Origin of the sequence: Kribbella sp. NBC_00359, from assembly GCF_036097425.1 — a bacterium.
Lineage (GTDB): Bacteria > Actinomycetota > Actinomycetes > Propionibacteriales > Kribbellaceae > Kribbella.
On sequence record NZ_CP107975.1, the window covers coordinates 3,381,193 to 3,402,813 of the forward strand.

General features: G+C 68.2%; 18 protein-coding genes. 8 read left to right on the forward strand and 10 right to left on the reverse strand.

Translation table 11 applies throughout. The features are described 5' to 3' along the window. Positions 1-102 precede the first annotated feature (102 nt). Together OG876_RS16535 and lanKC are read right to left on the reverse strand one after the other, a co-directional pair. Positions 103-240, reverse strand: coding sequence for a SapB/AmfS family lanthipeptide (locus OG876_RS16535; protein ID WP_130387812.1), 138 nt, complete (start codon positions 238-240; stop codon positions 103-105). A gap of 4 nt (positions 241-244) precedes the next feature. Beyond that, positions 245-2,821 carry a class III lanthionine synthetase LanKC gene (gene lanKC, locus OG876_RS16540; RefSeq protein ID WP_328525754.1) on the reverse strand — a complete coding sequence of 859 codons (2,577 nt, stop codon included), beginning with the start codon at positions 2,819-2,821 and terminating at the stop codon, positions 245-247. Positions 2,822-3,084: 263 nt separating this feature from the next. Between lanKC and OG876_RS16545 the strand changes: the two genes are divergently transcribed. Continuing rightward, positions 3,085-3,633 (forward strand): NUDIX hydrolase, encoded by a 549-nt coding sequence (locus OG876_RS16545; RefSeq protein ID WP_328525755.1) that lies wholly within the window; start codon positions 3,085-3,087, stop codon positions 3,631-3,633. Beyond that, on the forward strand, positions 3,630-4,712 hold the full coding sequence (locus OG876_RS16550) for a hypothetical protein (protein ID WP_328525756.1): 1,083 nt from the start codon (positions 3,630-3,632) through the stop codon (positions 4,710-4,712). The genes OG876_RS16545 and OG876_RS16550 overlap by 4 nt, the downstream gene beginning before the upstream one ends. Before the next feature lie 65 nt (positions 4,713-4,777). On the opposite strand, the gene OG876_RS16555 is transcribed toward OG876_RS16550, so the two are convergent. From OG876_RS16555 to OG876_RS16575, 5 genes are all read right to left on the reverse strand, one after another. Further along, positions 4,778-5,191: a YdcF family protein gene (locus OG876_RS16555; protein WP_328525757.1), complete on the reverse strand. Its 414-nt coding sequence runs from the start codon at positions 5,189-5,191 to the stop codon at positions 4,778-4,780. A 369-nt stretch (positions 5,192-5,560) separates the two neighbouring features. Beyond that, entirely contained in the window at positions 5,561-6,622 is a 1,062-nt protein-coding gene (locus tag OG876_RS16560; RefSeq protein ID WP_328525758.1) for an ABC transporter ATP-binding protein, read from the reverse strand. Then, positions 6,619-7,425, reverse strand: coding sequence for a molybdate ABC transporter permease subunit (gene modB, locus OG876_RS16565; RefSeq protein ID WP_328525759.1), 807 nt, complete (start codon positions 7,423-7,425; stop codon positions 6,619-6,621). Before modB ends, OG876_RS16560 begins: the two co-directional genes overlap by 4 nt. A 22-nt stretch (positions 7,426-7,447) precedes the next feature. Further along, the gene (gene modA / locus OG876_RS16570; protein WP_328525760.1) at positions 7,448-8,233 is read right to left on the reverse strand and encodes a molybdate ABC transporter substrate-binding protein; all 786 of its coding nucleotides are present in this window, start codon (positions 8,231-8,233) and stop codon (positions 7,448-7,450) included. Beyond that, the gene (locus OG876_RS16575) at positions 8,233-8,718 is read right to left on the reverse strand and encodes a TOBE domain-containing protein (protein ID WP_442914134.1); all 486 of its coding nucleotides are present in this window, start codon (positions 8,716-8,718) and stop codon (positions 8,233-8,235) included. The genes modA and OG876_RS16575 overlap by 1 nt, the downstream gene beginning before the upstream one ends. 11 nt (positions 8,719-8,729) lie before the next feature. On the opposite strand from OG876_RS16575, the gene OG876_RS16580 reads away from it, so the two are divergent. Beyond that, positions 8,730-10,649, forward strand: a complete 1,920-nt coding sequence (locus tag OG876_RS16580) for an acyl-CoA dehydrogenase family protein (RefSeq protein WP_328525762.1) — start codon at positions 8,730-8,732, stop codon at positions 10,647-10,649. Further along, a complete protein-coding gene (locus OG876_RS16585; RefSeq protein ID WP_328525763.1) occupies positions 10,642-11,262 on the forward strand; it encodes a hypothetical protein in 621 nt (206 codons plus the stop codon). Before OG876_RS16580 ends, OG876_RS16585 begins: the two co-directional genes overlap by 8 nt. A gap of 1,388 nt (positions 11,263-12,650) precedes the next feature. Here the strand turns inward: OG876_RS16585 and OG876_RS16590 are convergent. Both OG876_RS16590 and OG876_RS16595 read right to left on the reverse strand, forming a co-directional pair. Further along, the gene (locus tag OG876_RS16590; protein WP_328525764.1) at positions 12,651-13,289 is read right to left on the reverse strand and encodes a response regulator transcription factor; all 639 of its coding nucleotides are present in this window, start codon (positions 13,287-13,289) and stop codon (positions 12,651-12,653) included. Beyond that, positions 13,277-15,208, reverse strand: a complete 1,932-nt coding sequence (locus OG876_RS16595) for a sensor histidine kinase (RefSeq protein ID WP_328525765.1) — start codon at positions 15,206-15,208, stop codon at positions 13,277-13,279. Before OG876_RS16595 ends, OG876_RS16590 begins: the two co-directional genes overlap by 13 nt. 148 nt (positions 15,209-15,356) lie before the next feature. Between OG876_RS16595 and OG876_RS16600 the strand changes: the two genes are divergently transcribed. Next, positions 15,357-15,668 carry a hypothetical protein gene (locus tag OG876_RS16600; protein WP_328525766.1) on the forward strand — a complete coding sequence of 104 codons (312 nt, stop codon included), beginning with the start codon at positions 15,357-15,359 and terminating at the stop codon, positions 15,666-15,668. On the opposite strand, the gene OG876_RS16605 is transcribed toward OG876_RS16600, so the two are convergent. Further along, a complete protein-coding gene (locus OG876_RS16605; RefSeq protein WP_442914135.1) occupies positions 15,669-18,179 on the reverse strand; it encodes a bifunctional FO biosynthesis protein CofGH in 2,511 nt (836 codons plus the stop codon). It lies immediately after the preceding gene. Between the two features lie 91 nt (positions 18,180-18,270). Here OG876_RS16605 and OG876_RS16610 point away from each other — a divergent pair, with 91 nt between their 5' ends. The 3 genes from OG876_RS16610 to OG876_RS16620 are packed head-to-tail and all read left to right on the forward strand — an operon-like array spanning position 18,271 to position 21,574. Continuing rightward, a complete protein-coding gene (locus OG876_RS16610; RefSeq protein WP_328525767.1) occupies positions 18,271-18,825 on the forward strand; it encodes a TetR/AcrR family transcriptional regulator in 555 nt (184 codons plus the stop codon). A 47-nt stretch (positions 18,826-18,872) separates the two neighbouring features. Continuing rightward, the gene (locus tag OG876_RS16615; protein WP_328525768.1) at positions 18,873-21,179 is read left to right on the forward strand and encodes a CehA/McbA family metallohydrolase; all 2,307 of its coding nucleotides are present in this window, start codon (positions 18,873-18,875) and stop codon (positions 21,177-21,179) included. Continuing rightward, positions 21,164-21,574 (forward strand): hypothetical protein, encoded by a 411-nt coding sequence (locus OG876_RS16620; protein ID WP_328525769.1) that lies wholly within the window; start codon positions 21,164-21,166, stop codon positions 21,572-21,574. The genes OG876_RS16615 and OG876_RS16620 overlap by 16 nt, the downstream gene beginning before the upstream one ends. Positions 21,575-21,621 lie beyond the last annotated feature (47 nt).

Sequence of the window (21,621 nt, forward strand, 5' to 3'; positions counted from 1 at the left end):
CGGCGACCGAGGCGAGTCGGTCACCGGGGGCTGAACGCAGGACGGCCCCGGGTGGGTATGCCGCCCACCCAGGGCCTCAGAACCTGTCTATCCAGGTGCCGATCAGTGGCAGAGCAGCAGGCTCAGGTTGCTCGGGGTCTGCGAAGCGCAGCCCAGCACGGTCAGCGTGGAGCCGCCGTGGTGGTGCCCGCCGTGGCCGTAACCCGGGGTCTCGAGACCCTGGAGGTCGAGAAGTGCCATGTGTTTACACCTCCTTCGGTGTGGATTGTCGGGACAGGGACTCGGACCACTGGGGAGGTCCGAGGAACGGGAGGGACACCGGCGCGTCGTGCAGCGCCGTACCCAGAGCCAGCAGTACGCCGGCCGATCCGGTCGCCAGGTCCATCGAGAGACGGAGCAACTGGTTGCCCGGGTACGCGAGGCCACCTTCGAAGGGCATCGCGTGCCAGCCGAGTCCGTAGACGAGATCGTCGACCGTCGCCTGCTCCTCGCCGAGTGCAGCGGCGGTGAGGAGCAGACCGGCGCGACCCATGAACAGGCCGGGCTGGACGTAGTAGGAGCAGTGCGTCACGCGCTTGAGTTCGGCGAGCGTGGCCGCGAGCTCGTCGGACGGCCGATGACGCAAGTACCGCTCGAGGACCAAGGCGACCCCAGCCGAACCCTCTTCGAGGTACGGCAGCGTCCGCCAGCCCTGGTTCACCTGCCGCATGCCGTCGTCGGTAAGGACGGAGCGCTTGAGGTCTTGCCTGATCGCGATCTCGGCCAGATCCAGCAGCCCGGTGTCCCCGAGCCGCTCGAACGCTTCCAGGAAGAGGAGTGCCGGTCCCGAGGACCCGTACATCAGCCCGGCCCGCGCATGCTGACCGCCACTGAGCTCAGGTACGGCGGTGAGGTCGCCGAGGCGGTCAGCGACCAGATCCAGGACGCGGACCGCCTTCGCGCGAAGGCTCGGCTCCGTGTCGAGGTGCAGCAGGTTCAGTCCGATGCCAGCGAGCCCGGAGTGCAGTCCCAGTTCGCGGGAGCTCCAGTCGTCGGCGAGTGTGCGGTCGACCAGGTCCAACGCGTCCTGCCGGTATCCCAGCTGGTCCAGCACATGGGCGACCCCGTGCAGGCCGTCGTACAGGCCCGGCCCGGTCTCTGTGTCCACGGCGCGTTTGCGCAACCATTCGTCGTACTGCGGGAAGCGCCCCGCGCCGGTCGTCGCGAGGGCGTAGAGGACGCCCGCGGCGCCGGTGGCGAGGTCGATGCCGCCGCCGTCGCGGAACTGCGCGATGTCGCCGGGGAACAGCCGATCCGTGCGCCCGGGTGTCGCACTGGCGACGATGGCCTTGGTGAGTGCCTCACGGACCTCGGTCCATCCAGCCTCGCCGGGCAGCGCGAGATCGACCATCTCCGGGTCGTGGGTCGCCTTCGGGCCGACGATGGTCCGGACGGCGTCCTCGATCGTTGCCCTGGGCACCGGGAAGGTCTCGGTGATCATGTCGGCGAGCTGGAACGCCTTGCCGGGATGCATGTTCAGCAGGATCGTCGCCTGCGGGGCGTAGACACCCAGAGCGATACAAGCCAGCGCGTAACGGTCGACGTCGACGCCCTGACGGTCGGGCGGCGCGGCGTACCCGGGATGCGCGAGCGTCGAGCGGGCCTTGTCCTCGGCCTTGGTCGCGACCTCGAAGTCGATGAGGGTCAGGCGTCCGTTCACGTCGAGCAGGACGTTGTCCGGGTGCAGATCGCAGAACACGACACCGCGCTCGTGCAGTTGCCCGACAGCCTCAGCGACTCGGTCGACCATCTGCGTGGCCCACTCGGCGTACTCCGCCTTGTCGGCCTCGGTCGCATCCGGGTGCGTCAGTGGGTAGCGCCGTACCAGCTCGCGCTGCAGCGACACCGAGTCGATGTGCTCCTGGACCAGGAAGTGATGCTCACCCAGCTGGAGGTAGTCGTGTGTCTTCGGTACGACGCTCAGTCCGTCGAGCTGCTCGAGGATGTCCCGCTCGTGTGCGATCCGGGCGACCGCATCACGGCCGGCCATGTCGAGACCGGCGTACGGGCGTCCTTCCTTGAGGACGACGCGGTCACCGGTCTCGTTGTGGTGGCCGAGGTACACACCGCCGCCGTTGGAGAACTGGATGACGCCGTCGACCGTGTACGCGAGGTCGTTGGTGGTGACCGCGTTGCGGGCGTCGAGGTGCGGTTGCAGGAAGTCCGGCAGCTGCACCCAGGCCGGCAGCGCGAAGGTCGGGCCGCGATGGTCGGGCACGAGTCTGCCCTGGTCGTCTTCAAGCGCCAGCACTCGTTCGCCGGTCGGGGACAGGCAGTGCCTGCTGACGAAGGCGCCGTACCGGACGAAGAGCGGACCTTGCCCGTAGCGCAGATCGCTCAGGATGTAAGGCCCTTGCACGCCGTCGAGGACCCCGTCGAGCTCCTTGAGGATCAACTCGCACTGGGCCTCGTCGGTCGGGTAGATCGTCACCAGCTTGCCGCTCGACCCACGGGGAGCGGCCTTCGAGTTGACCATCACCAGCACGGGCTCGTTGCGCAGGAACTTGAACGCGATCCCGCGCGGCACGCAGTAGTCCCCGACGGCTTCGAGCGTCCGCTCGACATCCGCGAGCCGCGCCGAGACGTGGATCTTCCAGCCCTGCTGCGGGAGCTTGATCCCTTCCGGTGCGTAGTGCATCCAGGTCTCCCCGGGCACATGCCGCCAACCGTCCGGAACGGCCCGCGCGGTGATCGCGAAATCCGGATGCTGAGCACCACGGTTGGCCGGCGTCTCGTAGAACCGCCGATCCGCAAGGCAGTAGAACTCGTAACTCTCATGCATGACTGTCCGACCCCCCTTCTCGTGGTGCCCCGCCACATCTTGGACACCCCGACCAGGGCCGGCGTAGTGCACGATGTCATCACTCTCACGTGAAGAACCCACACACTATAAGTGAGTAACTAAACACTCCTCGTTACCAAACCGCGCCCTCTGAGCGCGAATCCCCCCGCAACAACATGTCAATCCATCCCGGTGCCATCACGGCCCGTAACTTCACTCCCAGTGCCTCGTACACACCCAAGAGCGACGACTACTGTCATCCCGTGACCGCCGAGAGCACCCTGTGGAAGATCCACGGCGAACGCCTGATCGACGACACCCGCCGCCTCCGCCTGACCATCGCCTCCGTCGAACTCCCCGATGGCGTGCGGTTCGAGCAATACGTACTGCGGATGCCGAAGGCCGCGATGATGGTCGTACTCAACGACGCCCACGATCACGTGCTGATGATGTGGCGCCACCGCTTCATCATCGACCGCTGGGCCTGGGAACTCCCCGGTGGGTACGTCGACGCCGACGAGGACCCGGCCGTCACCGCCGCCCGCGAGGTGGAGGAAGAAACCGGCTGGCGCCCCCGATCCGTCGAACCCCTCGTCACTCTCCAACCTTCAGTCGGTACGACGGACGCGGAGAACCTCCTGTTCATCGCCCACGGCGCTGACCACATCGGAGATCCCTCCGACATCAATGAGGCAGAGCGCGTCGCCTGGCTCCCTTTGGACTCCCTGCCCGGCCGCATCCAAGCTGGCGAGATCATCGGCGCCGCTTCCCTCGTCGGCCTCCTCCACGTCCTAGCGTTCCCGCGCTCATGACGGAGCAATGGCTAGAGGTACGTCGGGAGTTGCAGCAGAACCGTTTTCGCTGGGGTGTCGAGGCCGCGGCCGACTATCCCGCGGACCGTCGAGTGGCTGGGACACCGTTGCTGGCGGCATCGACGTGGATCCCGGCGCAGCCGATCCCGTTGACGTCCATCCGGTTGGAGTTCGAGCCCGATGCGGAATTCCACGGGGTGACAGGTTTGGAACCCACGGGCACCCTGCCCCTGCGACCGGACGGCACCCGCTACCCGTCGTACGCCGAGGCCATCGCCGACCTGGCGTCCCCGGCTGTCTTTGAGAACCGCCCGACGTACAGACTCCTCTCGGCGGATCTGACCGCCGCACAGCCCGTACTGCGCCTGGGCCGAGGCACCTACTTCGACAGCATCAACACCGGCGAGGCCTCCGCCCACGAGTACGCCGCCCGCCGCCTTGACCTGAATGGATGTAATCCGCTGCGCACCGCGATCGGAGAACCCTGGGACCCAACCCGCCGCCCCACCAACCTGGCGATCAGCACCCTCACGATCCGCCACGACAAGACGACCGGCGACTCCACCTTCCTGATCCACTGGCGCGATCCCGCCAAGGTCGGCCATGCCGGCGGCCTCTACCAAGTCGTCCCGTCGGGCGTCTTCCAACCAAGCGCCGACGCATCCTGGAATGAACGCCACGACTTCTCCCTCTGGCGAAACCTCACCCGAGAACTCTCCGAAGAACTCCTGGGCACGTCAGAGGACCACGGCAGCGACTCCGCCCCCATCAACTACGAAACCTGGCCCTTCGCCACCCAACTCTCAGCTGCTCTCACAGCCGGCTCGGCCCGGGCGTACTGCGTAGGCCTAGGCGTAGACCCCCTCACCTTCGCCACAGACCTACTAACAGTCCTGGCAATCGACGCCGACATCTTCGACACCCTCTTCGCCGACCTCACCACCAGCAACGACGAAGGCCGCGTCCTCACCCCCCAACCCTTCACCGCCGACTCAATCAACGACTTCGTCCACCACAAACCACTACAAGCCGCCGGCGCCGCCATCCTCCAACTCGCCTGGCAACACCAACTGGTCTGAGCGTGGGGACCGGTCAGGCTGCGCTTTCGTGCGGCACCCAAAGGACGCGACGCCCCCTCGACCGTTCATAAGGCCATCAGGCGGCTCGTGTATCCGCCGGCGACCAACCGACGGTACGCCGCGTCGACCTCAGCCGGGACGTCTTGTTCGACGGCGAAACCAAGCCCGGGGTACTCGATCACCCGCTGAAGATCACCCACGAGCATGCCCACCACGAGCTTGTTATCGCCAATGCTCGCCAAATAGGCGTCGAATCCGATCGGCTCCGACGCACAGATAGGCTGAACCTCCGGCCAAACCTTCTGACACGTCGCGAATGCACGTCGTTCCATGTACGGCTTCGAGACGATCAAGACTGTCGTCACCGATACACCGACCGACGCGAGGAGGTCACGAGTGAGGGCGATGTTCTGACCGGTGTTCGTGGCTAAGCTCTCGACCCTGATCGCAGACGAAGGCACGCCCAACTCGATGCGCATGCTCGCGGTAGTGCACAGCCTCGCCCCGCGGAAACCTCGCAGCCGTCGTCGAGCTGGTCGCTCCGGTGAAGACGATCTGCGGAAAGAGCCGTTCATGAAAGAGGTTCGCGGTGTACGCCGCAACACCCAGGTCATGACTGCCAAGCCCGATCCCGACGTCGGCAGGCCCCAATCGATGATGCATCAGGTGGTAGTCCCAGATCCTGCGCGCATCGCGAAGATCCTGTGTGGAGATCTCGCCAGTCATCGACTCACCTTCCGGGGCTCCCCTTGATCTTCGACTGATCCGATGATGCGGCACTGATGCGGTGCGTTTGGGCGTTGCCGAGCAGTTGGGCCTGACCGCGGTTGCCTAGCACGCGTGGGCTGTTACACCGGGTAGGTGTGGATTTCGGTGGCTTTTAGGGTGGCGTGGAGGGGTTGGCCGGGGGATAGGTGGAGGTCGGCTACTGCTGCGGGGGTGATGTCGGCCAGGAGGGTGGCTGGGCCGGTGGGGGTGGCGTTGAGGCGGACTCTGACTGTGTGGGCGTGTTGTTCTATGCCGGTGACTACGGCGGGCCAGGTGTTGCGGGGGCTGCCTGAGGGTGGTGAGGGGTAGAGGCTGACCGCGGTGGGTGGGAAGGCGACGTGGACCGGGCCGGTGGCTGGTTCGGCGAGGGTGATGGTGCCGCCTTCCATCAGATCGACTGTCGTGCCGGAAGCGGTGCCTCGGTAGAGGTTGAGGCCTACTAGTTGGGCTACGTAGTCGGTGCGCGGGTGGCGGGCTATCTCGGTCGGGCGGCCTGCTTGGACAACACGGCCGTTCTCGACGATGACCAGGCGGTCCGCGAGGACCATGGCGTCGAGTGGGTCGTGGGTGATGAGAAGGGTGCGGCCTTCGTAGCGCCTCAGGTGTTGGCCTAGTTCAGCCCGGACGTGGAGCGTCGTACCGGCGTCCAACGCGGCCAGAGGCTCGTCCAGCAACAACAGTTCGGGGTCGGTGGCCAAGGCTCGGGCCAGGGCGACTCGTTGGGCTTGGCCGCCGGACAACGAGCGCGGGCGGCTACGCGCGTACGACGCCAAGCCGACGATGTCGAGCCAGCGCAGAGCCTCCGACCGGGCGGCGTGTTTGTCGAGTCCGCGGGCGCGGAGGCCGAAGGCAACGTTCTCGAGGCAGCTGAGGTGGTTGAAGAGCAGGTAGTCCTGGAAGACCACGCCGATCGGCCGGCGGTCCGGCGGACGGAATGTACGCGGGGGTTCGTCCCACACCTCAGAACCTAAAGCGATGCGGCCACCGCCCAGCGGCAAGAGGCCGGCAATCGCGCGGAGTGCGGTGGTCTTGCCGGCGCCGTTGGGGCCTAGCAACGCGACCACCTCACCTGGTTCGACAACCAGGTCCAACGAGAGGTCGAAGGAGTCACGCGTCACTCGCACGTCGGCGTACAGAGTCATCGCAGCCCACTGATCCAGCGCTCGCGCAGAGACGCCAGTACGACGACGGACACGATGAGAAGCACGATGCTCAGTACGACGGCCACGTCCGGGTCGGTCTCCAACGCGAGGTACACCGCCAGCGGCATGGTCGTCGTACGGCCAGGCAGGTTGCCGGCAAAGGTGATGGTGGCGCCGAACTCACCCAGCGCGCGAGCCCAGCACAGTACGGCGCCTGCCACGACACCTGGCGCGATCGACGGGAGTGTCACGCGTCGGAAGGTCAGCCAGCGACCTGCGCCGAGTGTCGCGGCCGCTTCCTCGTAGCGCGGGTCCGCAGCGCGCAGTGCGCCCTCTACAGAGATCACTAGGAACGGCATGGCAACAAAGGCCTCTGCCACGATCACACCGGCCGTCGTGAACGGCAGAGTGATACCGAACCACAGATCCAGACGTTCACCGATCAGTCCGCGTCGTCCCAGGACCAGCAGCAGTGCAACACCGCCCACTACAGGCGGCAGGACCAGTGGGACGGTCACCAGCGCCCGGATGATGCCGCGGCCAGGCAACTCGCCGCGAGCCAGCAGCCAGGCGAGCGGGATGCCCAGGACAATGCACACTGCAGTAGCGGAGGTGGCGCAGATCAGGGACAGCCTCAGCGCCTGCCAGACGTCCTGGCTGAACAGATGGCTCGGCAACGTCGACCAGGGCGCCTTGGCCAGCAGACCGATCAGAGGGACGACCAGGAACGCCAGTCCGAGCAGGGCAGGCAGCAGGAGCACGAGCGGCAACCGCCCACTGGTGCTCCTGCTACGACGACTCACGGTGTGTCGAAACTACTACGACCTACGGCGCGCTGAAGCCGGCAGCGGTCATGACCGCCTTGCCCTGGTCGGACAGTACGTAGTCGACGAACGCCTTTGCGCCGTCAGGGTTCGGAGCCTTCGTCAGCGTCGCGATCGGGTACTCGTTGATCGCCTTGTCCGCTTCGGGGAACTCGATGCCGTCGACCTTGTCCTTGGCCGACAGTACGTCGGTCTTGTAGACGAGGCCGGCGTCGACCTCACCGAGGCCGACCTTGGTCAGCACGGCCTTCACGTCCTGCTCGAGGCTGTCCGGCTGCGGCGTGATCCCGGCCGCCTTGAACACGGTGTCGGCCGCCGCGCCACACGGCACCTGTACCGCGCAGATCGCGATCTTCTTGTTCTTGTCGGCGAAGTCTTCCAGCCCGGTGATCTTGGCCGGATTCCCCTTCGGTACGGCGATCTCCAGCGTGTTCGTCACGAACACCGTCGGAGTGTTCTTGTCCGTCACTTGGTCCATGTTCTTCGGCGACGCCGAGGCGAACACGTCCGCGGGGGCACCCTGGTTGATCTGCTGCGCCAGCGCCGAGCTTCCGGCGAAGTTGAAGGTCACCTTCACACCCGGGTGGGCCGCCTCGAAGTCCTTGCCCAGCTGGGTGAACGTCCCGGTCAGGGAGGCCGCCGCGAAGACGTTGACGGTCCCGGACAGAGCCGGCGTACTGCTGCTGCCTGACGGCGAGGACGATGCCGCCGGAGTGTCGTCACCGCAGCCGGCGAAGGTGAGCGCGGCAACGGCGGCGAGCGTGGCGAGCGCGGTACGACGGAACATCAGGCCTCCGGGATTTCGACGACGACATGGGTGGACTTGATCGAAGCGACCGCGACCACTCCCGGCTCCAGACCGAGCTCGTCGGCAGCCTCGCGGCTCATCAGCGACACGACGCGGAACGGACCGGCCTGCATCTCGACCTGGGCCATCACACCGTCCTTGATGACACGAGTGACGATTCCCCGCATCCGGTTCCGGGCCGATGCGGCGGTGGTGTTGCCCGGCTCCGGCGACTCGGCCAGCTCCTGGGCGAATCGGGCGAGCGCTTGCCCGTCGATCGCCATCCGGCCGCTGGCCTGGACTGACGGCAGCCGGCCCTGGTCGACCCAGCGACGGACCGTGTCGTCGCTGACTCCCAGGAGCGCTGCCGCCTCACTGATCCGCAAGTTCGGCACGGCAGACAGCATACTGGCGCAGATGCGGATTGTTGCCCGGAGTTTTCCACAGTCACCGACTGGTGACGGAAAGTGTCTGCCAATCCGCATAAGTTAAAGGCATGAGGACATCGGGGTTGCGGGACTACCTGGACGGGCCGCACAAGGCGGCGCGCGACGTGGTGCGCGCAGGGCTAGCGGACGCGGAGCTGTTCGACCTGGCCGTGCGCCTGCCGCGGGACGAGTACCGCGACAAGGTGCTCGACCTGCTGCAGCAGATCACGGCCGACGGGCACCCGGCGCGCGGCTTCCCGAAGGAGTACGGCGGTGAGGGCGATCTCGGCGGGTTCATCGCCGGGTTCGAGATGCTGGCCTTCGGGGACCTCTCGCTGATGGTGAAGGCGGGGGTGCAGTTCGGCCTGTTCGCCGGCGCGATCCTGCATCTGGGGACCGAGAAGCACCATGAGCGATATCTCGCCGACGCGGTCAGTGGCCGGTTGCACGGCTGCTTCGCGATGACCGAGACAGGCCACGGGTCGAACGTCCAGGCGCTCGGTACGACGGCGACGTACGACGCCTCGACCGAAGAGTTCGTCGTCCACACGCCGACGGCGGCGGCGCGGAAGGACTACATCGGCAACGCGGCGCGGCACGGGCGGATGGCGGCGGTGTTCGCGCAACTCGTGGTCGGCGGTGAGAGTCATGGGGTGCATTGCCTGCTGGTCCCGATCCGGACGGACGACGGTACGGCGATGCCCGGGGTGACGCTGTCCGACTGCGGCCCGAAGCTGGGACTGAACGGGGTGGACAACGGGCGGATCGTGTTCGACCAGGTCAGGGTGCCGCGGGACGCGTTACTGGACCGCTATGCCCAGGTCGATGCTGATGGCAACTATCAGAGCGAGATCGAGAATCCGGACCGCCGGTTCTTCACCATGCTCGGGACGCTGGTGCAGGGGCGGGTGTCGGTCGGCGGCGCGGCGATCAACGCGAGCAAGGTCGCGTTGACGATCGCGATCAAGTACGGCGCTCAGCGTCGGCAGTTCGGTGCGCCGGGGAGTGCGGAGGAGGCGTTGCTCCTGGACTACCGGATGCACCAGCGACGGTTGTTGCCGTTGCTTGCACGGACCTACGCCTTGCACTTCGCGCAGGGGGAGTTGGTCGACGAGTTCCTGCGGGTGTTCGGGGAAGACGGCACCGAGCACGACCGGCGGGCGTTGGAGGCGCAGGCGGCCGGGACGAAGGCGCTCGGGACGTGGCACGCGACCGAGACGATCCAGATGTGCCGCGAGGCGTGTGGCGGTGCCGGTTACCTGGCGGAGAACCGGTTGGCGACGCTGAAGGCCGACACCGATGTGTTCACCACCTTCGAGGGGGACAACACCGTCCTGCTGCAGTTGGTGGCGAAGGGTCTGCTGACGGACTACCGGGAGTCGTTCGGGAAGCTGGACCCGCTCGGCACGGCCCGGTTCATCGCGGCGCAGGCGGTGGAGATCGCGGTCGAGAAGGCGGCCCTGCGACCACTGATCGAGCGGCTGCGGGACGTCGTACCGAATCGGAGTGACGCGGCCGATCCGGATGCGGGGTTGCGGGACGACGCGTATCACTCGGGGCTGCTGCGGTTTCGCGAGGAGCACATGTTGTCCGGGGTGGCACGGCGGTTGAAGGCGGGCATCGATGCGGGCGACGAGCCGTTCGAGGTGTTCAACCGATGCCAGGACCACGTGATCGCGGCCGGGCGGGCGCACGTGGACAGGGTTGTGCTCGAGGCGTTCCAGGGCGCCGTACTGGACGCGCCGGAGGAGAGTCGTGAGCTGCTGAAGGACGTCTACGACCTGCACGCGCTGGCGACGATCGAGGCTGAGCGGGCCTGGTACCTGGAGCACGGGCGGCTGTCGCCGGGGCGGTCGAAGGCGATCACGGCGCTCGTGAACGAGCTGTGCGCCGCCGTCCGGCCGGCCGCTGTCGAGCTCGTCGACGCGTTCGGCATACCGGGCGGGGCGGTGGAGGTGCCGATGGTTGTACCGTCGCAGCATGAGTGAGCCGATCGAACCCGCGTCGGCCGCCGAGGCCGCCCGCGAACTCGCCCGGGTGTTGCTGGAGCAGGCCGACGCTCTGGACCTGCACGACCTGCGGGCCACCGGCGCGATTGAGAACGTCCGGGTCCAGGCCCGGGCGCTCGCGGACGCCGTCCATGAACGGGGCTGGGGTGACATCTTCCTCGGGATCGACTCGTACGACCCCGACGAGCTGGACGACCTCCCGCTCGGGCCGGACGACTTCGACGACCCCGCGGACTACCGGGAGATCGTGGAGGGTGTGGACGATCTCGAGGAACTGGAGGAGCCGCTGCTGCCGGAGAACGGGGTCCGGGTCAGCTACCAGGCGCGGTACGACTATGTGGTGACGGATCCGGAGGCGTTCGTGCAGTACGTCCGGAGCCGGGCCGACGAGGCGCAGAACGACGAGGTGATCGACGACATCGAGGACGCGCAGTCGGCGTTCGAGCTGCTGTGTTACCTCGACGGGATGGGGTCGAAGGAGTACGACTCGTTCGGGCTGATCCCGGCCGGCGGGGAGGAGTCCCACCGGATCGTCGAGTTCTCCCTGTGGGACCTCGACCCGACCCGCCGCGACGACACCTACCCGTACTAGCCGCCAACCACCACGAACCTCCGAGCGCCTGCCGTCAGCCCAGCAGCCGACAGCAGGCGCTCGGCTTGCATGCGGTGGGCCATGCTGACCAGCCGCGGCGCGCAGGTGCCCGAGTACGTCGTGTGCCGGTGCCGCCGCGCGGGATGCGGGCTGAGCTGGTGCTGGTTGCCGGGGACGGCTCTCCGGTGCTGGCTGCGCGAGCACGGCTTGTGCGGGTGCCGCTCCGCGGGGTGCGGGCTGCGCAGGTGCTGGTTTGCCGGGGCGGTTGTACCGGTGCGGGATGCGGGGGTGCGGCGTGGGCGGGTGTGCAGCTGAGCGGAGTGCGTGCTGGGCAGGTGCGTGTGCTGGTTGCTGGGGGCCCGGGTCGGCGCGACCTGCGCAGATGCGGGTTGGGCGGGGCGGGATGCGTGCCGGTTGCCGGTTGCCGGGAGCTGCGTGTGTACGGCTTGTGCGGGTGCCGCTGTGCGAGGTGCGCGCTGAGCGGGTGCTGGTTGCCGGGGACAGCTCTCCGGTGCGGGCTGCGCGAGTACGGCGAGGGCGGGTGCTGCTGCGCGGGGCCGGCTGGGCAGGTGCTGGTTCTCGGGGTCGGTTGTACCGGTGTGGGGTGCGCGGGTGCCGTGTGGGCGGGTGCTGCTGCGCGGGGTGGTGGCGTGGGCGGAGCTGCTGCGAGGGGTGCGGGCTGAGCGGGGTGAGTGTGGTTGCCGGGGGCGGCTGTACCGGTGCTGGCTGCGCGGGGTACGGGCTGGGCAGACCGCGACCGGGGACACCGGTGGGTTCGAAAGGCCGGCCAACGCGTCCGCGACGTCCTGGAAGGTGCGTGCGTCGGCCTTGCCGGCACGACCTGCGCGGGTGCGGCTTGTGCGGGCGGGGCGGGTGCCTGCCGGCTGCCGGGGCTGTGTGGGTGCGGTTCGTGTGGATGCGGCTTGTGCGGGGCCGCGTGGGTGCGGGTGGTGGGGTTTTGGAGTGGGCTGGTGGTGGGGGTTGTTGTTGCGGAAGGCAACGGTTGTACGGAAAGTGAAGGTTTGTCTACGGAGAGTTGTCTTGTTCAAAGGCAATGCAAATGTTTGATCGGAGGGATTCCCGGGGATCGCGGCCCATGACAACGTTCTCTTGTCGGCGGCGGACGGGTCGCTGACACAGGCTCCAGGTGGTTCCCGAAGTACTCCCGTCCGCGACCGGACTGTACCTCCCCTGCCGGTCACGGAATGAGGCATCGGGCCCGCCCGCCTTCGGGCCGACTGCCCTCTCGGGGCAACAGCAGGACGCCGGCCGTGCCGCTAGGGCAGCCGGTCGCCAGTGAGGTGGCGACCGACGCCCGGCACGGTCGGCGTTTCCGTGCCCGGGCTGGTGTCTGGTGCTGCTGGGGATCAGACACCAGCCCGGGAACGTCACCCGGTGAGATGGGTGAGTACGGCGAGCACCCGCCGGTGGCTGTCGGGAGTGTCGTCGATACGGAGCTTCTGGAAGATGCTGCGCATGTGTGTCTCGACTGTGCGTTCGGCGAGGACCAGTTCGGCCGCGATCGCGCTGTTCGACCGGCCTTCCGCGACCAAGGCGAGGACCTCGCGTTCGCGGGCCGACAACGCCGCCAGCGGATCGTTCACCCGGGTCGGCGTGACGAGGGCCGCGACGATCGCCGGGTCGAGCGCGGACCCGCCGTCCGCGACCCGGCGCATCGCGTCGAGGAAGTCGGCGACCCGCAGGACCCGATCCTTCAGCAGATACCCGAACGCCCCGGTCCCGACCAGCTCGACCACGTGCCGCGTCTCGACATGTTGCGACAGCATCAGGATCGGCCGGTCGGGCGCATCGTCGCGCAGGACTTTCGCCGCCCTCGCGCCGTCGTCCGTCATCGTCGGCGGCATCCGTACGTCGATGATCGTCAGCTCGGGATCGACCGCGCGGACCACCTCGACCAGTCCGTCGGCGTCGGCCGCCGTACCGGCGATCTCGTGGCCGTTCTCGGTCAGCAGCCGGCTCAGACCCTCACGAAACAAGGCGGAATCCTCGCCGATCACGATGCGCACGGAATCTCCACCCTGATCGCGGTCCCGGCTCCGGGCGGACTCTCCACGGTGAACTCCCCGCCGACCGACGCCACCCGGTCCCGCAACGACGTCAAGCCGAATCCCTCCTTCGCCCCGCCCACCCCGTCGTCGCGAACGACCACCCGCAGCACCTGGTCGGAGATGCCGACCTCGATCGAGATCCGGGTGGCGCCGGCGTGCTTGAGCGCGTTCGCGATCGCCTCGCCCACCGTGAAGTAGACCGCGGTCGCCGCGCTCTCGCCCACCTCCAGGTCGGGTACGACGAGGTCGACGGGCAGTGTGCTGTCGGCGACGAGGCGGCGCAGCGCCACCGCGAGCCCGTCGTCGAGGCGGCTCGGGCGGACGCCATGCGCGATCTGCCGTAACTCGGCGACGGTCGCCTCCACCGTCTCGACGACTTCGTCGATCTCCTGGTACGCCGCGATGCCGGGCTCGAGCTGATACTGCAGGGATCGCAGTCGCATGCCGATCGCGATCAGCTGTTGCTGCGCGCCGTCGTGGAGGTCCCGCTCCAGCCGCTGCCGTTCGGCGTTCACCTCGTCCATCAGCCGGGCCCGGCTGGCGCGGACCTCGGCGAGTGCCTCCCGGAGTTCGAGCCGGAGCCGGCTGACCTCGATCGGCAGTCGCGCCTCGACAACGGCTTCCCGGGCTCGCCGGATCCGCCGGGCCGACGTCGTACCGAGAACCAAGGCGCCGACGACCGCATCGCCGGTCCGCAAGGGGATCGCGCCGTCGGGGATCTCGGGCTGGTCACCCGGCCGATGGAGGAGAACGCGTAACGACGGGTCGTCGAGGGCGTCGCGCAGTACGGTCTCGACCTGTTCGGGCTCGGCCTCGCCGTCACGCACCCGCCAGACGAAGGCGCGGATCCTGGCCAGCGCCACGGTCCGGTCGGGGTCGACGAAGCGGCCGACGGAGCTGTGGATCCAGTGCTGCAGCGGCAACAGGGCCAGGGCGGTGACGAAGGCGGCCGTGGTGACGCCGACGCGGTCCGGGAAGAAGTTGCCGACAGCAAGAACCACGGCGGCGAAGATCGCCGCCGAGATCAGCGTGGTGACGACCCAGCTCAGCGTGCTGCCGAGCAGCCGGTCGATGTCGAACAGATCGTGGCGGAGGATCGCCACCGCGATCGCGGCCGGGACCAGAACGAGCATCGCGATCAGGAAGCCGCCGTAGGCGACATCGGCCGGCGCCCCGAGCGCGATCCCCAGCCAGCTCGCGGCCAGCAGGATCGGCACGCCCAGAGCGGCTCCGGTCAGCCAGCGCAACCGCAGCCGGGTCAGTTCGTCGCCGTGCCGGTAGCGCACGACCAGACTGGAAGCGGCGGTCAGCAGGACGGCCACGAAGAACGCGAACACGGCGACGATGACGATCGAATGGAAGGGTTCGGGCGTGACGAACGGAGGATCCCCGAGACCGCCGTCGGCGAAGGTCCCGGGATCTGTGGAGACCACGAAGTTCACGAGCGCGGCCGCGACCGGAACCAGCGCCCAGGTCACCCGCCAGCGACGGCCGGGCAGCAGGCCGTCCGGGAAGAGCAGCACCAAGGTCACGAAGCCGAGGAACAGCCACGGCCAGACGCCGGCCGCGACGACCTCGACCACGCGAGCGACCGGCCACGGGCTGCTGGTTCGGTACGTCGCTCCCCAGTCCTCGATGCTGAAGACGACAGCCGGAGTGGTGGCAGTCAGTGCCAGCGCGGGGCCGATGGGACTTGACGGGGCTCGGACAACGACCAGCCAGCCGAGGAGGAGTGAGGGCAACAGGAGAGCGGTTGTGACCGGCCAATCGGCCGGACTGCCGATCGACGCCGGGCCGTAGGCGAGCACCGCGCGCAGCCCGGCAGCCGCTGCGAACACCGTCGTCGCGGCGGCGACCAGACGCCGTGGCTGCAACACAACCTCATGATGACGGCGAGTGGCCGGTTTCGCACCAGTGTCAGCACGTAAGCGCCAGCCGCGAGCCTGTTCCGGCGACAGCACCGATGTGCGGAGGCCGGGCCGAGCGGGACGGTGATGGTGTCAATTCTTCCAGGAGGGGATCCCCATGGTTGCCATCGTCACCGTACTGTTCGCCTTCCCGCTCGGCTTCTTCCTGCGCAACCGGCTCGCGGCGTACGTCGCCTACATCGCGATCTTCGCCTACTCGTTCACCTTCCAGACCCTCTACCTGATGCGCGCCTGGGTCGGCGGCAACCACACCGCGTTCAGTGCCGATGCGAAGAAGCTTCCGCTCGACTACCTAGCCGTCACCGGCTCCATCTACATAGTCGGCTTCCTGCTCATCACCTTGGGCCACCGCCTCGGATCGAAGCGCCGGAGCCGCACCAACGCCGTCAACCTCGACGCGGCCCGTTGATCAGGCGAGCTCCAAGGACGGGCGGGCCGGGACCTCGCCGTACGTCGTGGTGCGCTGGCGGGCCGGGCGACCGGCGGCGGTGGCCATGGCGGTCAGCTCCTCGATGGACTTGCGGGAGCCGTGCTTGGAGCCGGCCATCCGGCTGATGGTCTCCTCCATCAGGGTGCCGCCGATGTCGTTGACCCCGCCGTTCAGGACCGCGACGCAGCCGTCGACGCCGAGCTTGACCCACGAGCACTGGATGTTGTCGATCCGCCCGTGCAGCATGATCCGCGCCATCGCGTGCACCGCGCGGTTCTCGTCGTACGTCGGTCCCGGGCGGGCGACGCCGGCCAGGTAGATCGGCGAGTTCTGGTGGATGAACGGCAGCAGGACGAACTCGGTGAACCCGCCCGTCCGATCCTGGACGGCGGCGATCGTGCGCAGGTGCTGCACCCAGTGGTGCGGTGCGTCGACGTGGCCGTACATCATCGTCGAACTGGATGGCAGGCCGACCTTGTGCGCGGTGCTGATCACCTCGATCCAGCTTGCCGTGGGCAACTTTCCCTTGGTGAGGATCCAGCGCACGTCGTCGTCGAGGATCTCCGCCGCGGTGCCGGGGATGCTGTCCAGGCCGGCCTCCTTCACCGAGATCAGGAAGTCCTCGATCGACAGCCCGGTGCGGACCGAGCCGTTGACGATCTCCATCGGCGAGTACGCGTGCACGTGCATGTCCGGCACCCGGTCCTTGACCGCGCGGACGAGATCGGCGTACGCCGTACCTGGCAGGTCGGGGTGGATACCGCCTTGCATGCACACCTCGGTCGCGCCGATCACCCAGGCTTCCTCGGCGCGCTGGCCTACCTCGTCCATCGACAGCGAGTAGGCGTCGGCGTCGGTCCGCCGCTGGGCGAACGCGCAGAACCGGCAGCCGGTGTAGCAGACGTTGGTGAAGTTGATGTTGCGGTTGACCACGTACGTGACGTCGTCCCCAACCGTTGCCTTGCGCAACCCATCCGCAAGAGCGGCCAATGCGTCCAGCGCCGGACCCGTTGCCGTCATCAACGTCAGGGCGTGCGCATCCGACAGCCCGGCCGGATCCCGCTCGGCAGCGGCGAGCGCCGCCTTCACGTCACCTTCGACACGCTCTGGTGCGGACCGATGCGCAACGTCCTCGCGGAGGACGTCCCAGTCGCCGTACGCGGCGTCGAAGTCGGAGCGGGTCTCGGTACGCCGTCCCTCGGTGTCGATCGCGGTGTGCAGGTCGGTCCGGCCGACGCTGTCCCACCCACCATCCGGCTCCTGCCACGGCAGCCCGACAGGCATAGCGCTCTCGTCCGCTAGCCCAGAACCCCCATCGACCAGTGCTTCGACGTGCGAGATCAACCGCGGGTCCAGCCACGGCTCACGTAGGTACTCCGGATGCGCCGTCAACCGCTCCCGCAAGACAAAGCCGGCGTCCGCCGTGACCTTCGCCAGGTCGTCGATCTGCGGCCATGGGCGTTCCGGGTTCACGTGGTCGGGCGTCAGTGGCGACACCCCGCCGAAGTCGTCCACGCCCGCGTCGAGCAGCGCGCGGCACTCGGCCAGGTCGACCAGGTTCGGCGGCGCCTGCACCCGGACGCGCGGCCCGAGCACGACGCGGGTGGTGGCGATCGCGGCCAGCCATTCGTCCAGCGGTACGTCGGCGTCGTTGCGCATCGCGGTGTCCGGCTTCACCCGGAACCCCTGGATGATCACTTCCTGGATCCCGTTGTACTGCCGGGCGATCTTGCGCAACGCGAAGATCGAGTCCGCCCGCTCCTCCAGCGTCTCGCCGATGCCGATCAGCAGGCCCGTGGTGAACGGCACGTTCGACCGCCCGGCGTCCTCGAGCACCCGCAGCCGGATCGCCGGGTCCTTGTCGGGTGAGCCGAAGTGCGGCTGGCCCTTCTCCTCGAACAGCCGCCGGGACGTGGTCTCCAGCATCATGCCCATGCTCGGCGCGACCGGCTTCAACCGCTGCAGGTCCTGCCACGACATCACGCCGGGGTTGAGGTGCGGCAGCAGCCCGGTCTCCTCCAGGACCCGGATCGCCATCGCCCGCACGTAGTCGAGCGTGCTGTCGTACCCGGCCTCCTCCAACCACTGCCGCGCCGCCTCCCAGCGGTCCTCGGGAGCATCGCCGAGGGTGAACAGCGCCTCCTTGCAGCCGAGTGCGGCGCCCTGCCGCGCGATCTCCAGCACCTCGTCCGGCGAGAGGTACGGCGAGTGCACCCGGCCCGGCGTGGTCGCGAACGTGCAGTAGTGACAGCGGTCCCGGCACAACCGGGTCAGCGGGATGAAGACCTTCTTCGAGTACGTGACGATGCCGGGGCGGCCGGCGTCGGCCAGGCCCTGGTCGCGGACGCGGGCCGCGGTCGCCATCAAGGTGGTCAGCGCGTCGCCGCTCGCGCCGAGCAGCACCTCCACCTCGGCCGGGTCGAGGGTCTTGCCGTCGTCCGCACGCTTTAGGGCGCGGCGCATCGCCGTACTGATGTCGTTGGTTGTCACGTCATCCGAGCCTAGGTGCCGAAAACCGGTCGTTCCCGTGATTCCCGGAACCAAAAACAATCCGTACAGACGTCCTGATAGTTTGCTGTTCGTGCAGGTCGGAAAGGCTGTGGACGGTCGCCGGATGCGCGGTGAGCAGCGGCGGAGCGAGTTGCTGCGGGCGACGCTGACCGTGATCGAGCGCGACGGGGTCGCAGGTGTGAGCCATCGCGCGGTGGCCGCGACGGCGGATGTGTCGGTCGCGTCGATCACGTATCACTTCGCGACGCTCGACGAGCTGCTGGTCGCGGCGCTGGGATGGGCGGCCGAGGATCTCGCCGCCGAGCTGCACGGCTGGGGGAGTGAGCTCGGGGCGCGGCCGGCGGACGAGCTGGCGCGGTTGATCGAGCACAGCGTCGTACGGCGGCGCGGCCGGACACTCGCGTTGTACGAGCTCTACCTGTACGCCGCTCGCCGTCCGGAGCTCCGCGACGTCGCCCAGGCCTGGTTGGAGCCGTTGACGGAGATCGCCCGCGCCTTCACCGCCGATCCGCAGAAGGCGCGGCTGCTGGTCGCGGCGCTGGACGGCCTGCTGATGCAGGCACTGATCGGTAGCCGGCAGGTGGACCGTGCGGACCTCGCCGCGTTATTAGAGGTGCTGAGGTAGGCGGTGCCGGGTAGGGTCCCGAGGGAACTCGCCATCGGGAGGTCCGAGTGTCTGACCCCGCAGTTCAGCCACTGTTCGCGTCCGCTGTCCGCGCCGTACGAAAACTGCAAGATCTCGGCGATCCACTGCCCGCCGATGTGGTCACCCAACTGTCCAAGCTGGAAAGCAGCTCGCTGAGCGAGGCGGAGCGGCGCAGCCAGCTCGAGACCCTGCTGCGGCCGTACGTCCTGGTGGACGTGTCGATCGACGAGCAGGGGATCGCTGTGTGCGCACCGGGCGCCGCGCCGCCGCGACTGGTCCAGCACGGCTGGCGCAGTTTCCTCGTGCGGGTGGCGAACCCGCACCGGATCGCCGCCACCTTGAGCGCGTCGCCCGGCGGCGTGTACGGCGTGATCGACTACCAGAGCCACTCCGCGCGCATCGCGTTGCACGACACGCTGACCATCGTTCCACGGATCAAGGACGCCTGGCTGGACGCGGCCGTCGCCGCACCGAAAGACCTGTCCGGCCTCGAGGTCGAGTACAAGGTCATCAGCCTGTACAGCCGCGAAGGCGGCGTCCGGCCGGGTGGCGTGTCGCTCTTCGCCGCGGACGAGCACAACCACCACAGTCTGAGCCGGTCCCCGCTGGGCGTCGCCGGCTTCCGGACGAACTTCGAGTCGCGCGAGTACGCCGCGTCGTTCGACTTCGACTGTGCACCGGCGCGCGACATCCGGCTGGACATCCGTGAGCCCGACGGCCGGAGCTGCATGGCCGCGATCACTGTTCGCGACGCGCAGGGACGCTCGTACCCTTCCAAGGCGATGCGGCTGGCGCCGGACATGTTCTTCCACGAGCACGTCTACCGCGCGACCGGCGAAATGATCCGGCTGCCCGAGGGGCGGTACGAGGTCTCGGCGATCCGTGGGCCCGAGTATCGACAGGTACTGCTCGAGGCCGATGTCGACGCGGAAACCGAGACGGTTCCGATCACCCTCGACCGCTGGGTCGATCCGGCCGGCCACGGCTACTACTCGGGTGACCCCCACATCCACGCCGGCGGCTGCTCGCACTACAACGTCCCGAGCGAAGGCGTCACGCCCGAAACGATGATCCGGCATGTCCGTGGGGAAGGCCTCTGGCTCGGCAGCGTGCTCACCTGGGCGCCGTGCTACTACCACCAGAAACAGTTCTTCAGCGGTGCGGCGATCAGTCCGCCGGCCGACCTGGAATATCCGGCGATGCAAGCCGCACAGGGCATGACGTGGACTCCACAGCCGACGGACCGCGATGCCGAGAGTGCGTTGCGGTACGACGTCGAGGTGTCGGGGTTCCCGTCCAGCCATTCCGGTCACTTGATCCTGCTCGGGCTCACCGACCAGGACTACCCGGGAACCAGTCTGATCGAGGACTGGCCGTCGTGGAACCTGCCGGTCCTGCGCTGGGCCAAGGAGCAGAACGCACTGGTCGGGTACGCGCACTGTGGAGTCGGTCTGTCGGTCGGCACCGAGGAGCTGCCCAACTACATCGTGCCGTCGTTCCAGGGCATCGGCTCCAACGAGATCATCGTCGACGTACCCCTCGGGGCCGCCGACTTCCAGTGCGGCGGCCAGTTCGCGCCCGCGGCGGAGCTGAACATCTGGTACCACCTGCTCAGCGTCGGTTACCGCACCCTCATGCTCGGCGAGACCGACTATCCCTGCATGTACGACGAGGGCCCGGGCGTCGGGCGTACGTACGTCCGACTGGCCGAACCGCCGGCCGGTCCGCAGGCGATCGAGGCATGGACCACCGGTCTGCGGGAGAGTGCGTCGTACTTCGGTGACGGCCGCAGTCATGTGTTCGATCTGGCCGTAGACGGTGACGTCAGCCGTGAGCATCCGCTCGACGCGCCCGGCCCGGTGCGGGTCAGCGCGACCGTCGCCGCTTGGCTGCCCGAGGAGCCGCCTCCACCACCGGCGGGTCGTCCGGTGTACAGCGCGCCGGTGGGCTGGCATCTCGAGCGGTCCCGGGTCGGCACGTCCCGAACTGTCGTCCTCGAGGTCGTGCTGAACGGTGTCGTGGTCGCGTCGCAGGAACTAGTTGCCGATGGCACCGAGCAGGAGGTCGCCTTCGACGTGACCGTCGAGCGCTCGTCCTGGCTGGCGCTGCGGATCCTGCGCAGCGTGCACACCCAGCCGATCTTTCTCGAGATCGACGGCCGGCCGATCCGGGCCTCACGCCGCAGTGCTCAGTGGCTGCACGACTCCGTCGACCAACTGTGGAAGGTGAAGTCGGGGTTCATCCGGGAGAGCGAGCGGGATGCGGCGCGGCAGGCGTACGACGAGGCGCAGGCCGGCTACCTGTCGAGGCGAGAAGAATGCGAGGCCGACTGATGCACCACGCACCTGCAATCGGCTGTTGTGGGCCGGTCGAGACCGACGCGCCGCTCGCGGTGACCATCAACCCGGAGGCGCGGGTGAACGTCGCCCGCAGCGGCGCGCCGATCGGCATCTTGACGCCAGGTGAATGGCACACGCTCGCCGTGACGGTCGTCAACGACGGCTTCGTCACCGGCCCCTTGGCCATCGAAGCCGAGCCGGTCAGCGGGCTCCGGCTCGAGCTGCCGGCTCACGAACTGACCGGTGAGCATCGCCAGGAGACGGCCTTCCGGGTCCGGCTCGACGCGCCCACCGTTGTGGACGTGACCCTGACCTTCCGCGCTCTCGGCGCGCTTGGTGGTCTCGCCAACCACAGCACCGTCAACCTGCTGCTGTCGGCACGCGCGTGAGGTAGCGCGGAAGCTACCCGCGCTGGGGTGGCTGAGCCAGGGCGAGC